The 13,379-nt window shown below is 69.5% G+C and carries 11 protein-coding genes; 4 read left to right on the top strand and 7 right to left on the bottom strand.

Annotation, left to right across the window (positions count from 1 at the left end; all coding sequences use genetic code 11):
- Nucleotides 1-118: 118 nt before the first annotated feature.
- From ACIRSS_RS34670 to ACIRSS_RS34645, 6 genes are all read right to left on the bottom strand, one after another.
- Entirely contained in the window at nucleotides 119-2,860 is a 2,742-nt protein-coding gene (locus ACIRSS_RS34670; RefSeq protein ID WP_400902476.1) for an alkaline phosphatase family protein, read from the bottom strand.
- A 5-nt stretch (nucleotides 2,861-2,865) separates the two neighbouring features.
- Nucleotides 2,866-4,212, bottom strand: coding sequence for an ABC transporter permease (locus tag ACIRSS_RS34665; protein WP_400902473.1), 1,347 nt, complete (start codon nucleotides 4,210-4,212; stop codon nucleotides 2,866-2,868).
- Entirely contained in the window at nucleotides 4,209-5,126 is a 918-nt protein-coding gene (locus ACIRSS_RS34660; RefSeq protein WP_400902470.1) for an ABC transporter ATP-binding protein, read from the bottom strand. Before ACIRSS_RS34660 ends, ACIRSS_RS34665 begins: the two co-directional genes overlap by 4 nt.
- A gap of 331 nt (nucleotides 5,127-5,457) precedes the next feature.
- A complete protein-coding gene (locus tag ACIRSS_RS34655; RefSeq protein ID WP_400902467.1) occupies nucleotides 5,458-6,111 on the bottom strand; it encodes a polysaccharide deacetylase family protein in 654 nt (217 codons plus the stop codon).
- A gap of 3 nt (nucleotides 6,112-6,114) precedes the next feature.
- Nucleotides 6,115-6,774, bottom strand: coding sequence for a glycoside hydrolase family 11 protein (locus tag ACIRSS_RS34650; protein ID WP_400902464.1), 660 nt, complete (start codon nucleotides 6,772-6,774; stop codon nucleotides 6,115-6,117).
- A 106-nt stretch (nucleotides 6,775-6,880) separates the two neighbouring features.
- On the bottom strand, nucleotides 6,881-7,633 hold the full coding sequence (locus ACIRSS_RS34645; RefSeq protein WP_400902461.1) for a hypothetical protein: 753 nt from the start codon (nucleotides 7,631-7,633) through the stop codon (nucleotides 6,881-6,883).
- A 148-nt stretch (nucleotides 7,634-7,781) separates the two neighbouring features.
- On the opposite strand from ACIRSS_RS34645, the gene ACIRSS_RS34640 reads away from it, so the two are divergent.
- The 3 genes from ACIRSS_RS34640 to ACIRSS_RS34630 all read left to right on the top strand — a co-directional run bounded on the left by ACIRSS_RS34640 (nucleotide 7,782) and on the right by ACIRSS_RS34630 (nucleotide 9,342).
- A complete protein-coding gene (locus ACIRSS_RS34640) occupies nucleotides 7,782-8,696 on the top strand; it encodes a helix-turn-helix domain-containing protein (RefSeq protein ID WP_400902458.1) in 915 nt (304 codons plus the stop codon).
- 1 nt (nucleotide 8,697) lies between these two features.
- Nucleotides 8,698-8,910, top strand: a complete 213-nt coding sequence (locus ACIRSS_RS34635) for a DUF397 domain-containing protein (RefSeq protein WP_400902456.1) — start codon at nucleotides 8,698-8,700, stop codon at nucleotides 8,908-8,910.
- Between the two features lie 216 nt (nucleotides 8,911-9,126).
- Complete coding sequence (locus ACIRSS_RS34630; protein ID WP_400902454.1) at nucleotides 9,127-9,342, top strand: DUF397 domain-containing protein; 216 nt, start codon at nucleotides 9,127-9,129, stop codon at nucleotides 9,340-9,342.
- Between the two features lie 76 nt (nucleotides 9,343-9,418).
- Here the strand turns inward: ACIRSS_RS34630 and ACIRSS_RS34625 are convergent, their stop codons facing one another.
- A complete protein-coding gene (locus tag ACIRSS_RS34625; RefSeq protein ID WP_400902451.1) occupies nucleotides 9,419-10,084 on the bottom strand; it encodes a hypothetical protein in 666 nt (221 codons plus the stop codon).
- A gap of 146 nt (nucleotides 10,085-10,230) precedes the next feature.
- Between ACIRSS_RS34625 and ACIRSS_RS34620 the strand changes: the two genes are divergently transcribed.
- Nucleotides 10,231-13,092, top strand: a complete 2,862-nt coding sequence (locus ACIRSS_RS34620; RefSeq protein WP_400902449.1) for a BTAD domain-containing putative transcriptional regulator — start codon at nucleotides 10,231-10,233, stop codon at nucleotides 13,090-13,092.
- The last annotated feature ends 287 nt before the right edge of the window (nucleotides 13,093-13,379 follow it).

Here is a 13,379-nt window from a genome sequence, read left to right as displayed (position 1 = left end):
GGGGGGGCCGCGCGGGGGCGGGGGGGCGGGCGGGGCCCCCCCCACCCCCCCCCCCTCACCCCCGGGGGGGGGGGCCCCCCCCCCCCCCCCCGCCCCCCCCCCCCCCCCCACCTCTTGGTCAGCCGTCCGATTCCGCGGCCGGGAGGTAGGCGCCCGGCACCTGGTCGGGCGCGAACACCTGCTTCTCACCCGGGTACGGCAGCTGCCACCCGTGCGTCTGGTACCACGTGAAGTGGTTCATCTGCGCGGGGTTCGCGTAGTCCGCGACCGCGCTCGGGCCGGTCAGACGCTGGTGCGTCGTCCACTCCTGCCACTGCGCCGCCACCTGCTTCTTGTCCGCGGGCACCGCCGACGACGGCACGGGCGCCGCCGCCGGGTTCGCCGCGGCCGGGACGTCCGGCCCGCACGACGGCTGGGTCTTCAGCCCGTCGGTCAGCGACGTGCGGTTCGGCAGCGCGGTGAACGGCGTGTAGTCCGGCTTCTGGGTGAAGGCCGCCGCCATCGGCGTCGCCGCGCTGTCCTTCTGGTTCATCGGCTTGACCCCGAGGATCTGCTCGATCGTCCGAACCATCGTGATCTGCGAGTAGTAGTGGCTGTCGACGACGCCGTGCTGGGCGTAGGGGCTGATGATCTGCACCGGCGCCCGGTGCCCGTCGACGTGGTCCAGACCGGCCTGGGAGTCGTCCTCGACGACGAAGATCGCCGAGTCCTTCCAGTACTGGCTGTGCGAGATCTCGTCCACGATCCGGCCGACCGCGAGGTCGTTGTCGGCGACCTGGGCGGCCGCGTTCGGCGGGCCGCCGGTGTGGTCGCTGGACAGCCAGAACATGTTGAGGTTGGCCGGCCCGTTCTTCTCGAAGTCGTTCTTCCAGACCTGGTACCGGTAGACGTCCGGCACCGACGTGTCGAACTTCGGGAAGCCCGGCACCGAAACGTTGTTCAGCGACGGGATCGGCGACGACGACACCATCGGGTAGGCCGTCGGCTCGCCGGTGGCCATGTTCTTGGCGTCGCAGTACAGGTTCTGCCAGCTCGCGTCCGCGGGCTTGGTCAGGAACTGCTGGAACTCGCCGAAGTCGCGGACCGACTTCCCGGCCGCCTGCGCGCCGGTCCAGAGGAACCCGCTGCTCTGGTGGCCGAGGGCGTCGTCCTCGGTGTCGTAGCTGCGCAGGTACTCACCGGCCGAGGATTCGGTGTACTCCGGGTTGTCGGCCTGCATCAGCCAGTTGTGACCTTCGGCGGAGTTCGTGCCGATGTCGTAGGTGTTGTCGTACAGCCCGAACTGCTTCTCCAGCGCGTGCTGGTTCGGCGTCACGTTCTCGCCGAACTGCGTCACGCTCGGGTCGCCGTTGCCGCGCGCGTCGTCGCCGTAGACCTGGTCGTAGGTCCGGTTCTCCTTGACCAGCAGGAAGACGTGCTTGATGGTCGACGGGTCGCCGAGCCGCGCCGGGACGGGCACCGGGTTGCGGTGGCCGTTCGACTCCGCCTGCCGCACCGCGTCGTCGGTCCAGCCGTTCTGCTTGAAGACCTGGCCGGTGTAGCCGCGGATCGCGCGGTCGTCCGGCAGCCGGAACTTCTGGACGCTCGACGTCGTGTCGTGCGTGCCGTGCCCGGCGGCCGTGGTGGGCCGGCGGGCGTCGATGCCGCGGGTGTTGGAGACGACGACGTCCTTGCCGACCGTGGTGATCGCGGTCGGGAAGTAGTCGGTCGGCAGCAGGCCGACGTAGCTCACCGGCTCCTGCGCCCGCTGGAAGCGGTAGACGGCGACCGCGTTCGCGCGGCCGAGTGTCACCAGCAGGTGACCGTCGTCGGTGAGGGTGACGCCGTCCGGCTCGTACCCGACCGAGGCCTGCGGCCACGGCTGGGTCGCGATGGTCTGCACGACCTTGTCGCGGCCGCTGTCGATGACCGAGACGGTGTTGCTCGCGGTGTTCGTGACGAACACCGTGCCGTTCTTGGTGTACACCGCGGTCGGGTGCAGGCCGACGTCGATGCTCTTCGGCGTCGCGGCCGCGTTCGCCAGGTCGATGACGCTGACCGTGCCGCTGGTGGTGGCGCCGGTGAACTGGCTGGCCGGCACCTGGGTGTTGTACGAGTTCAGCGTCGGCTCGCCGGGCTTGGCCGGGTGGCCGCCTTCGTTGCTGACGTACAGCTTGTTGCCGACGCGCACCAGGTCACGCGGCGCGTTGCCGACGGCCCAGCTCTGCTTGATCGCGCCGGTCGCCGCGTCGAGGGCGACGACGCGGTTCTGGCCGTTGACCGCCGAGTACACAGTGGACCCGTCAGGCGAGAACACCGCCTGCGCCACCAGCGCGTGCTTGGCGCCGTCGGCCGGGATCTTGACCGACGCCGGCGCGGCCACGGTGCCGTCGGGGTTCACCGTGAACTTCGTGTAGCCGTCGGTCTGGGCCAGCCACAACGACTTCCCGTCCGGCGAGTACGTCGGGCCTTCCTGGCCGACGTCGTTGCCGGCGATGCGCAGGTTAGCCGTCGCGGAGTTGCCGACGAGCTGCTGCACCTGCCAGTTCTTGAGGTCGACGACGGTGAGTGCGATCCCGCCGTCGGTGGTCAGCGCGGCGAGGTGGCTGCCGTCCGGGCTGACCGAGGAGGCCATGATCTTGCCGTTGTTGACGACCAGGCGGTCGCCGATCGGCTTGATGTACTGGTCGGCGGAGACGACCTGGCCGTTCTGGGTGACCTGGCCGACCTGGTCTTCGCCGAACTGCGCTGTCGACGCGACGCCGACACCGGTGCCGGTGGCGACGAGCGCGAACGTGACGGAGCCGGCCGTGGCGTAGCGCAGCCGATGACTGCTGCTCCGGCTCTTCCCGGCACGCCGTCTGCGGCGTGTTACCTGCATCGGGGTTATCCCTTCGGGGTGGAGGAGAGCAGCTCGACGTTCCCGTCGAACTGCCAGAGCGGGTTGGGTTGGTCCCCTGCCGGGGTCCGCACCTGGAAGTAGCCGTTCACTTCCTTCGGTCCGTCGCCGTCGGCGACGTACCGCCCGTCCGAGGTGATGTCCAGCTGGTAGATCGCCGTGCCCGTCGCCGCGACGTCCGGCAGGTGCCAGGAGACGACGCACCGCCAGTCGTTGCCGGGGCCCTCCGGCTCGACCCGGCCGTCGCCCTTGGTGCACGCGGCCGTGGCGGCCAGCTGCTCCTCGGTGACGTCGGGCCGGGCGAGCTGCCCGGCCTGCAGCCGGTAGAGGTGGGCGAAGGCGGTGGCGACCGACCGCTGGACCTTGTCCAGGTCGATCCCGGACCCGGTGGCCGGCGTGGCCACCGCGACGCCCCCCGCCGTCACGCCGAGCAGCGCGACCAGCGGCAGGACACCGAGGGTGAGCGCGCGGCGCCCCCCGCCGTCGTGGGCGGGGTTGGTGAAGTCGCGGCGCACGAAGAGCAGGTAGGCCAGTGCGGTCGCGGCGACGGCCCACGCGAGGCTGACGCTGACCGCGATCAGCAGCGGGCCGAGCTGGGCGGGGCCGGTGAACAGGCCGTTCCACGCGATGAAGGCGTAGCTGGGCAGGGCGAGCCGGACGGCGACCGGCAGCGGCAGCAGCTGGGCCAGCGCCAGCACGAGCGCGACGACCGCGGGCAGCAGCAGGCCCATCGGCGACCGGCCCCAGAGGACCGACCCGAGCAGCCCGATCGCGCCGAGGGCGAGCGTCGGGGCGAGCACGCAGACCCACGCGAGCAGGACCTGCACGGCGGCGTCGCCCGGGGCCAGCGAGTGGCCGTCGAGACCGACCAGCGGCCGGCTCCCGGCGGCGAGAACCCCGCCGACCGCGCTGGAAACGGCCATCCCGGCGACGAGCACGAGGATGACGGTCAGACTGGCAAGCGCTTTCGCGACGAAGATCCGCCGCGGCGAGCGGACCGCGACCAGCAGGTGGCGCCAGGTGCCGAGCCGGTCTTCGGAGGCGAAGACGTCCCCGGCGACGACCGACGTCAGCAGCGGAAGGGCGTACGTACCCGCGAACCCGAGCATCACCAGCGGTCCCGCCCAGCCGGTCGCGTTCATCCACCGGCCGAACAGCGTGTCGACGGGCAGCGAGCTCTGCTCGCTCACCACGGCGACGAACAGCGCGGGCGCGATCCAGCAGGCCAGTACCAGCAGGCGGATGCGCCAGGCGGCGAACAGCTTGACGAGCTCGAAGCGGTAGCCGCGGGCCACCGGCACGGGCCTGGCGGCTTCGGTGAGGGTCGCGGTCATCGGCCGGCCTCCGGCTGTTCGGTGAGGGCGAGGAAGGCGGCTTCGAGCGGGGACACGACGGGCGCGAGCTCGCGCACCGCGATGCCCTCCTTCGCCAGCCGCAGCACCAGTTCGTCGAGCGCGGGGGTTTGCGCGCGCACCACGAAGACGTCGGCGCCGGGGTCGGCCAGCCGGATCCCGGGCGCGCCGGCGACCACCGCGCGCGCTTTGTCCGGGTCGGAGGTGCGCAGGCGGTGGTCGAGTTCGCCGCTCTCGGCCGAGAGCTTGCCGAGCGGGCCGGTGAAGACGACGCGGCCGGTGGCGAGGATGGTGACTTCGGAGCAGAGCGCCTCGAGGTCGTCCATCCGGTGGCTGGACAGCACGACGGTGGTGCCCTCGGCGGCGAGCCGGTCGAGGACGCCGTGGACGTGCTTCTTGCCGGCCGGGTCGAGGCCGTTGGCCGGCTCGTCGAGCACCAGCAGCCGCGGCTCGGTGAGCAGGGCGGCGGCCAGGCCGAGGCGCTGGCGCATGCCGAGGGAAAAGCCGCGCACGCGGTCGTCGGCGACGTCGGTGAGCCCGACCTCGCCGAGGACGTCGTCGATCTTCGGCGTCTTCCGGTCGCGGCCGTGCAGGCCCATCAGCGCGGCGAGGTTCTGCCGGGCGGTGAGCGCGGGGTAGAGCCCAGGGCCGTCGACGAACCCGGCGACCCCGCCGAGGTTCTTGCCGACCGGCGCGCCGAGGATCTCGAGGCTGCCCTCGTCGGCGACGGCCAGGCTGAGCAGCAGGCCGAGCAGCGTCGTCTTGCCGGCGCCGTTCGGGCCGACGAGCCCGTGGATGTGGCCGGGAGCGACGTCGAAGTCGACGCCGTCGAGCGCGACGACGTCACCGAAGCACTTGCTGATCCCGCGCGCTCTCACTGCCAGGGGTGCGTCCATGGGTTCCTTGCTCTCGCTTTGCGGCTCGATCAAGAAACTTAGGCACCGCAAATTACGGCGGCGGGCGAGCAGGGTGAACGCCGTCCGAACGACAGCCGACCGACGTCCGCCGGGGTGGTGAAATGTCCGGGTTAAGGAGGTTCCTTACGGCGAGTTAACCGACCGCTTATCTGTCCACAGTGGATTCGGCGGGTTTCTCCACCCCGAGGGGGTCCTGCTCCACCCGGGGCGCCGATCGAGGCCTACTGGCTGATCGGCGCGGGTTCATCGGGCGGTCCGTGAACCGAGGAAGGTGGCGCGGCGGGTTCCGGAGCCGCCGCGCCACCAGGTCTCAGCCCGGCGCCACGGCCCGGCCGGTCTGCGGCGAGATCATGCCCGCGCACAGCCCGCGGCTCGCCAGGGTCTGCGCGATCCGCGGGATGGCGGACAGGGTGTTGGCGGGCCATTCGTGCATGAGGATGACCTGGCCGTTGCCGAGGCGGGCGTTGGCCTGCACGATCGCGTCGACGCTCGCGCCGTTCCAGTCCTGCGAGTCGACGTCCCAGATGATCTGCCGCAGGCCGTACTTGGCCTCGACCGCCTGCAGCGTGGAGTTGGTTTCCCCGTAGGGCGGCCGGAACAGCTTCGGCGTCCCACCCCCGGCGGCCGAGATCGCTTGCTGGGTGCGGGAAACCTCCGAGTCCATCTGGGACTGACTCTGCTGCGTGAGGTGCGGGTGGGTGTAGCTGTGGTTCCCGACCCACATCCCGGCGCTCACCTCGGCCCGAACCTGACCGGGATAGGCGGCGGCGTACTGACCTTCGTTGAACATGGTGGCGCGCAAGCCGTTCTGCCGCAGGGCGTTGAGCAGCCCGGGGGTGTGCGCGTTCGAGGGCCCGTCATCGAAGGTGAGTCCGACATAGCCGTTGCAGCCGGCGGCGTGCGCGGGGCCGGCGCCGACCACGCCGGTGATCGCGAGGGCAGCTGCAAGGATCAACGTGCGCATCGGTCAGCCCACCGAGATGTTCGAGTTGCCGCTGCTCTGGTACCCCTCGGTGGCGAGGATCATGTAGTAGTTGAAGCTGCCCATGCGCATGCCGTAGCGGGCCCAGGCGTCGAAGTGGTTCCCGGTGGTGATGGTCCCGCCGGTCTTCTTCTGCTGCCGCACGGACCAGTACTGGTTGAAGGTCTTGGTCCCCTCGACGGAAGGCGCGTTGTAGCGGGTGGTCTGGTAGATGTCGTAGGTGCCGCCGTCGCTGGTGACGGTGCCCTTGTAGGTCCCGGTCGGCCGGTAGCTCCCCCAGTTGTCGACGATGTAGTACTCGACGAGCGGGTTCGAGGTCCAGCCGTAGAGGGAGAGGTAGCCGTTCCCGGAGGGGTTGAAGCTGCCGGAGTAGTTCACGGTCCGCCGGCTGCCGTTGCTCCACCCCTTGCCGGCGACGAAGTTGTTGGCGTTGCTCCAGTTGGTCCGGTAGTTCCCGCCGGACCCGAGCGTCATGGAGACCGAGCCCCCGCCGGCGGTCCAGAACGAGTAGTAGTACCCGTTGTTGTTCCCGGTCTGGTTGGTGGTGATCGTGGTATCGGCCCGTGCCACCCCGGGCACCAAGGCGGCGACCAGCGCAAGGGCGGCCCCACCGACGAAAACCCTGAAGCGGTTCTTGGTGAGCATGCTTCCTCCTCATCGAGGCCTGGCGATGGGAAAAGCATGTGATCGAGAGCGGCAGTGGGACAATGACTTTCGGAAAGTTTCGCCAGTACGGCAGGGGTTTCCCGATTCAAGCGAACCGCAGGCGGCGGGACAGATCGCGCCGCCGCTGAACGAGGCGGATCCACGCGACACCACCGTTCGCGATGCCGACGGGATGGTAGGCGTCGGCGCAGCTGCGCTCGCTGTGCCGGATCACTTCGTCGAAGAGCCAGTCGGAGGCGATCACGGCGAGCAGGGCGGTGGTTCCCGCGAGCGAGCGCTTCAGTTCGGAAGCATCGAGCAACTGCTGGGCGTGAAGGATCGAAGAGCCGGTGACGCCGTAGTCGTCGTAGGAAACTTCCCCAGCGTGCAGCGCGAGCCGGAGCCGGATCCGTTCGGACGGCGGGTGCGCGCCGTTGTGCGCCGCCAGTTCGTCGGCGAGCGGGCCGAGGAGCAGGTCGGCGAAGAGGACCTTGGAGATGCGGGCGGGGGCAAGCACGAGCACACCATCTCCGAGATCGGCGTGACGGCAGGCAGCCCACGGGATTGCGGCGGCGACGAAGGCGCGTTCGAGGGCCCGGTACATGCCCCGCCGGACGCGAACCTTGTTCGGGTTGGTCCGGCTCCGCAAGCCGAAGCCTTCGACATCGACGACGACGATGGTGCAGTGCGCGGTGTTCAGGCCGACGCCGCCCCGACGGCCGGCTTCGCCCGGCCCGGTCTCCGGGAAGGGAGCGACACCGATGATCCCGGAGCCGCCACCAGGCCCGGGCGGGTCCCATCCCCATGCCCGCCCGCCAAGCCGGGCCGCAGGTGGCCTCGTCGAATCGGGCTCCGGCATGTCGATCCCCTTGACCGCGACCCCGTCATCGCCCGATCGAGAGCGCGTCGCCGGACTCGCCGCAGTGTTTCGATGGTTATGCTCAAGGTTAGGCAAACTGGTTACTTCACCACTACTGCTTCGGTAAGACTGTTCGGTTACCGTAACCATGAGCGTCTTCTCGCAACTGCGTCAGCACGTGCAAAGGAGCCCGACGTTGTCAGCGCCTTCGTCGCCGGTCGTCGCTTCCTGGGAGCTCGCCCTGCGCCTGAAGCGGCGGCGCGAGCAGCTGGGCATCGAGGTCAGGACGATCACCGAGGCGCTCGGCTTCAGCCGCAACTACTGGTCGGCCGTGGAGAACGAGCGAAAGATCCTCTCGCTGGAAAGCCTGACGCGGCTCATCGATCTGTTCGAATTCGACAGCGAAGAGCAGCAGGAGCTGCTGACACTGCGCGCCGCAGCCAAGGAGCGCGGCTGGTGGACCCGCTATTCCGCGCTGTTCGACAATGAGATCCAGCGGCTCTACGGCCTGGAACAGGGCGCACGTGGCCTGCGGGACTACGAGAACCTGCTCATTCCCGGCTTGCTGCAGACCGCCGACTACACGCGGGCGCTCATCCTGCCCGACGTGACCATGCGGGCGGTCGAGGTCAACCAGCGCGTCGAGGCCAGGCAGCGGCGGCAGCAGCGGCTCACCGATCCCGACGACCCGTTTCGGTTCACCGCTGTCATCAGCGAAGCCGCGCTGCGGCAGCAGATCGGTGGCCCGAAGGTGCTCCGCGACCAGCTCGCACACCTCGCCACCATGATCGAACAGTACCCGGAAAAGCTCGACCTTCGCGTGATCCCCTTCACGGCGACCGCATGCGGGCTCTTCGGCGGGGCGACCGTCGTCGTCATCGACTTCGACAACTCGCAGCTGCCGACGTTGGCCTGGCAGGAAACCGTGTCATCCTGGGGAATCATCGAAGATCCCATAGAGGTGCGAAACATCACCATGACGTTCGAGGATGCTTACCGGCGAGCCCTCGGCCGAAAAGAAACATTCGAGATGGTCCGCCATCACACCAAGTACATGGAGTGAAGTGAACGACAATCCAATCGCCACCCTCGATCGCAACGGGTGGTTCAAGAGCAGCTATTCCAGTGCCGGCGGAAGCTGTGTCGAAACCCGTTTCACGCGTGGACGCACTCAGGTGCGCGACAGCAAGGACCGGCGACGCGATTCGCCGACCATCGAGGTTTCACCATCGGCGTGGACGTTTTTTCTATGCCTGATCACGCCGGAGGACGCCTGAGGTCGGACAGTTGAGGATGGGGGTGCAGCCGGAGCCCCCATCCCGGCGTACGACTCGCCACCACCGCGTCTTGGAGCAAGGAATACTCCACCAAGGCCCGATAACGGAAACACATGTTCAGCCGCCGCGAACAGTCGCAACTTGCGACAGCACGTCTTGCCGCGCCCTGATCAGGGCAATCATATACCCGGTCATCGTCGATTTAAAGAGACATCAATGACAGAGAAGCCGCCGGCCAACCACAAAGAATGGTTCCAAAGCTCGCACTCCGGCCATTTCGAGAGTTGCGTGGAGGTGCGCTTCGAGCCTGAACGCGCACTGGTGCGAGACAGCGATAACTCACATCATGATTCACCGTGCCTTGAATTTTCCGCGCCCGCTTGGAAAGCTTTTCTCGGCCTTATCTCCCATGAGCATGAACATGAACGTTGAAACAAGTGAAGCATCGCGCTGAGCGGGCTCCGCTCGCGATCAGGAGGTGGAGCCGACCACAGTCGGTCCCACCTCCTCAGCCCAGCGCAAGATCGTCCGAGCGGCCGTAGCGCTCCCCCGGCAGCCGGATCCATCCCCACGCCGCGGTCTCCTTCTCCTGCACGAACACCGGCCGGTACCACTCGGGTCGACTCACCGGACTGTGCCGGATGATCTCCTCGTAGAACCACCCCGAAGCGATCACCGCGAGATCCCCAGCCGCATTCGCCAGGGCGTCCCGCACCACGCTCGAGTGCAACAGCCGGAACGTGTGCACGATCGCCGCTCCCGTCCTCCCGTACGGGTCGTAGCTGACCTCGCCCGCGTGCAACGCCACTCGCAGGCGGATCCTCTCCGGCAACCGGTGCACCCGGTTGTGCTCGGCCAACAGCGCAGTCAGCGCCACCGGGACCAGTTCGCTGAACACCGCCTTCGGGTAGTCCGCGGGTACCAGTACGAGGATCCCATCACCGTGATCGGCGTGGTAGCAGTCGAGCCAGGACACGCCACTGCCTACCAATGCCCCTTGCACGACCTCGTAAAGCCCGGCCCGCAGTGTCAACCGGTGCATGTTCGTCCGCCCCGCCGACGCGAACCCGTCGATCTCGACCACGAAGATCGTGTGATGCACCGGATCGGCCACCGGCTCCGCGAGCACAGGCGACGCGCCCCACAGCCACCGCCACGCTTCCGTCCACGACATGACGTGATCGTGAACCGCGGCGGTTGACACATCGGTTACCAACCGCTGGACAAATTCTTGACAGCCCCTTGACCTGCACTGAAACCCGCTCGTCGCCGGGTTACCGTCGGGACAGGAAGTCCCTGCCGACCAACCACAAAGGTGCGATGCAGTTCCGGATCCTGGGGCACGTCGAACTCCTGCTCGGCGACCGGGAGGTCGCGCTCGGGCGGGCCAAGGAACGGTCGCTTCTGGGCGTGCTGATGCTCAACCACGGGAAAGTCGTCGCCGTCCGGACCGTTACCGAAGCCCTCTGGGACGATCCTCCCGATCACGCCCGGAAAGATCTCCACGCCTACGTCAGCCGGCTGCGGGCTTCCCTTCGCGACGCTGGGGTTTCCGCGAAGATCGTCACTCAGCGGGCCGGCTACCAGTTCCTGCCCGAGGACGACGATCTCGATTACGCGCGCTTCAAAACGCTGTTCAAGAACGGCGAACGAGCAAGGGAAGCCGGCCGCTTCGACGACGCGGCCGCTGCCCTCAAAGAAGCCATGAACCTCTGGCGCGGGCCCGTCGTCGAAGATCTCGGGACCATCTGGATGGAGCAGAAACGGGAGGACATCGACCGCTACGAACGCGTCGCCGGCTACCAGGCGCTGTGCGCCGTCGAGCTCGAACGCCGCGACTACCGCGGGGTGCTGCGAATCCTCGACGAAGCCATGGTCGACCACGAGCTGGACACCCAGTACATCGCCCAGCGGATCACCGCCTTGAACGGGCTCGGCCACTACGAAGCCTTCGACGCGTACTGGAAACAGGTGTACGACCGGTTCGCGCGGTCGTTCGGGACCGGCCCCGGCCAGGACCTGCAGGACCTGCACCAGCAGCTGCTGCAGTCCCGCGACTCACCCGCGCCCGCGGACCGGCACCGGACCCAGGCGGCCCTGCGCGCCCTGCCGCCCGCGCAGCTGCCCTCCACCGTCAGCCAGTTCGTCGACCGCGCCGACGACGTCGACCGGCTGGACGACCTGTACGTGCGCTCGCGGGTCGGCGGGCCGCCCGCGACTCTCATCGTCGCGCTCACCGGACCGGCCGGGGTCGGCAAGACCGAGCTCGGCCTGCACTGGGCGCACGCCGTCCGCGAGCGGTTCCCGCACGGGCAGCTGCACGCCGACCTCGGCGGCTACGGCACCGGACCGCCCCGGGATCCCGCCGACGTGCTCGCCGAGTTCCTCGACGCGCTCGGCGTCGCCGCGGCCGCGATCCCCGCGAGCCCGAGCGCGCGGGTCCGGATGCTGCGGACCCTGCTCGACGACCACCGCGTGCTGGTCTTCCTCGACAACGCCCGCGATTCCAGCCAGGTCGTGCCGCTGCTGCCGGGGAGCGCGCACTCCGTGGTCGTCGTGACCAGCCGGCACCGGCTCAGCGACCTCGTGACCCACCACGGCGCCTTCCGGCTGGAGGTGCGGCCGTTCTCCGAAGCCGAAATCGCCCGGCTGCTCGGCGGCCTGCTGCGCGACACGGACGCCGAGCCGCCCGACCCGGCGGCGGTCCGTGCGCTGACCGGGGGCGCCCCGCAGGCCGTCCGCACCCTCGCCGAACTCCTGCCCGGCACCGGCGGCCTGCCGAGCCCGGCCGAGCTCCTGCTGGCGGGCGAACTGGCGTCGGGCACGATCCTGACGTCGGTGCTGTGGTCGTACCACGCCCTCGACGCGCCGGCTGCGCGGCTCTTCCGTTCGCTCGCGCTGCACGTCTCGCCCAGCCTCGCGCCGGAAGCGGTCTTCGCCCTGGACGGAACCGACGAGGAGTCGACCCGCGGCGCGCTGACCAGGCTCGGGTCGCTGTACCTGATCGACCGGGACGACGGCCGCTACCGGATGGACGCCCTCACCCGCGAGGCCGGCGAACGGCTGGCGCGCGCCCACGATTCGCGCGAAAACCGCCGCGAGGCCGAGGCGCGGCTCCTCGACTGGTACATCGCCCGGGTCACCGACGCCGCCGAGGTCCTGGCGCCGGCCCTGCGGCGAACCGCCGAACTGCCGCACGCCGGTCTGCCGGATTTCGAGGCCGCGGAAGCGTTCCTGGCCGCGGAAGAGGCGAGCCTGTGCGCCGCGATCCACCGCGCGGCGGGCGGCAACCTGCCGCGGGCGGTGACGTTGCTCCGGCTGCTCCGGCCCCACCTCGCCTTCGACAGCACCGGGTGCGATTGGCGCGAAGCCGTCGAGACGGTCCTGCTCGCGGCGCGGGACGTCCAGGACCGCGACGCCGAAGGCCAAGCACTGGCGACGTTGGCGCGGATCCACGACGACCCGGACAAGATCGCCGAATCCCTGGAGATCGCGAACCTGCTCTTCGGCAACACCCACAACAGCCGGGACCGGTCGGAAGTCCTCCTCCTGCTCGCGCGCCACGCGGAGGAGGCCGGGGAGCGGGACCGCGCCGAGTCCTGCCTGCGGGAGGCCCTCGACATCCAGCACAGCCTGAACGAACCCGCCCAGTGCGCCGCCGCGCACGGGGACCTCGGCACGCACCTGCGGCGTCGGGGAAAGCTCGAAGAAGCGGAAACCCATCTGTCCCAGGCGAAAACGCTCTATGCCGAACTGGGTGACCACCGGCGCCACGCCGCGATGGCGCTGGAGCTCGGCCTGCTGAGCCGTCGTGCCGGCCGGAGCACGGAGGCCCTCCGGCAGCTGACCGAGGCCGTCGAGCTGCACGAGCGCTACCCGGCCGGCCACGAGGAGACGCTCGCCGCGCTGGTCGAGCTGAGCGAGGCCGCTTGCGACGCCGAAGAACACGGCGACGTCCTGCTGTTCGCCCGGAAGGCGCTCGGCGTCTCCCGTTCGGATCACGTCCCGGTCGTCCGCGCGCTGGTGGCGCTGGTGCGGTCGCTGGCTGCGACCGGCAGGCAGGTCGAGGCGTGGAACGAGTCCCGCCAGACGATCGCACTCGTCGCCGACGTCGACGACCCGGTCCGCGGGCACGTCCGCGAGCAGCTCACCAAGCTGGGGTTGTGGCCACTCAGCCCGTGAGGTCGAATTCCGGCGGACGCGTGAAATACCGGGCGCCGGCGGCGCGACTACCGAGCCGTGGATTCGGCGTACTGCGCCACCAGTAGTGGGCCGACAGCAGCCTGACGTAAACCGAAGCGTGGCGCCGCGCAGGCTGGCACGTCGACACGATCAGCTTCGATCGCCAACGGGCCCGGGGGTGGCGGCCGGCCGACGAGCGGGCGGTTCCCGTCCTGCCCGGCGAGTTCGACCCGGTGGAGCTGGACGTCCGGGTTCGCCTGCGGTGGCACGTGCCGGCCGCCGTGGCA

The sequence above is a fragment of the Amycolatopsis sp. NPDC101161 genome, from assembly GCF_044768185.1.
Classification (GTDB): domain Bacteria; phylum Actinomycetota; class Actinomycetes; order Mycobacteriales; family Pseudonocardiaceae; genus Amycolatopsis.
The sequence above is the reverse complement of the archived record's forward strand: the minus strand, read 5'-3'. Positions and strand labels throughout refer to the sequence as shown.

Excerpts from the sequence above, each read along its gene's own strand:
- ACIRSS_RS34625 (WP_400902451.1), bottom strand. The coding sequence starts at position 10,084 with ATGTCGTGGACGGAAGCGTGGCGGTGGCTGTGGGGCGCGTCGCCTGTG.
- ACIRSS_RS34620 (WP_400902449.1), top strand. The coding sequence starts at position 10,231 with ATGCAGTTCCGGATCCTGGGGCACGTCGAACTCCTGCTCGGCGACCGG.
- ACIRSS_RS34670 (WP_400902476.1), bottom strand. The coding sequence starts at position 2,860 with ATGCAGGTAACACGCCGCAGACGGCGTGCCGGGAAGAGCCGGAGCAGC.
- ACIRSS_RS34640 (WP_400902458.1), top strand. The coding sequence starts at position 7,782 with ATGAGCGTCTTCTCGCAACTGCGTCAGCACGTGCAAAGGAGCCCGACG.
- ACIRSS_RS34645 (WP_400902461.1), bottom strand. The coding sequence starts at position 7,633 with ATGCCGGAGCCCGATTCGACGAGGCCACCTGCGGCCCGGCTTGGCGGG.
- ACIRSS_RS34655 (WP_400902467.1), bottom strand. The coding sequence starts at position 6,111 with ATGCGCACGTTGATCCTTGCAGCTGCCCTCGCGATCACCGGCGTGGTC.
- ACIRSS_RS34660 (WP_400902470.1), bottom strand. The coding sequence starts at position 5,126 with ATGGACGCACCCCTGGCAGTGAGAGCGCGCGGGATCAGCAAGTGCTTC.
- ACIRSS_RS34650 (WP_400902464.1), bottom strand. The coding sequence starts at position 6,774 with ATGCTCACCAAGAACCGCTTCAGGGTTTTCGTCGGTGGGGCCGCCCTT.
- ACIRSS_RS34630 (WP_400902454.1), top strand. The coding sequence starts at position 9,127 with ATGACAGAGAAGCCGCCGGCCAACCACAAAGAATGGTTCCAAAGCTCG.
- ACIRSS_RS34665 (WP_400902473.1), bottom strand. The coding sequence starts at position 4,212 with ATGACCGCGACCCTCACCGAAGCCGCCAGGCCCGTGCCGGTGGCCCGC.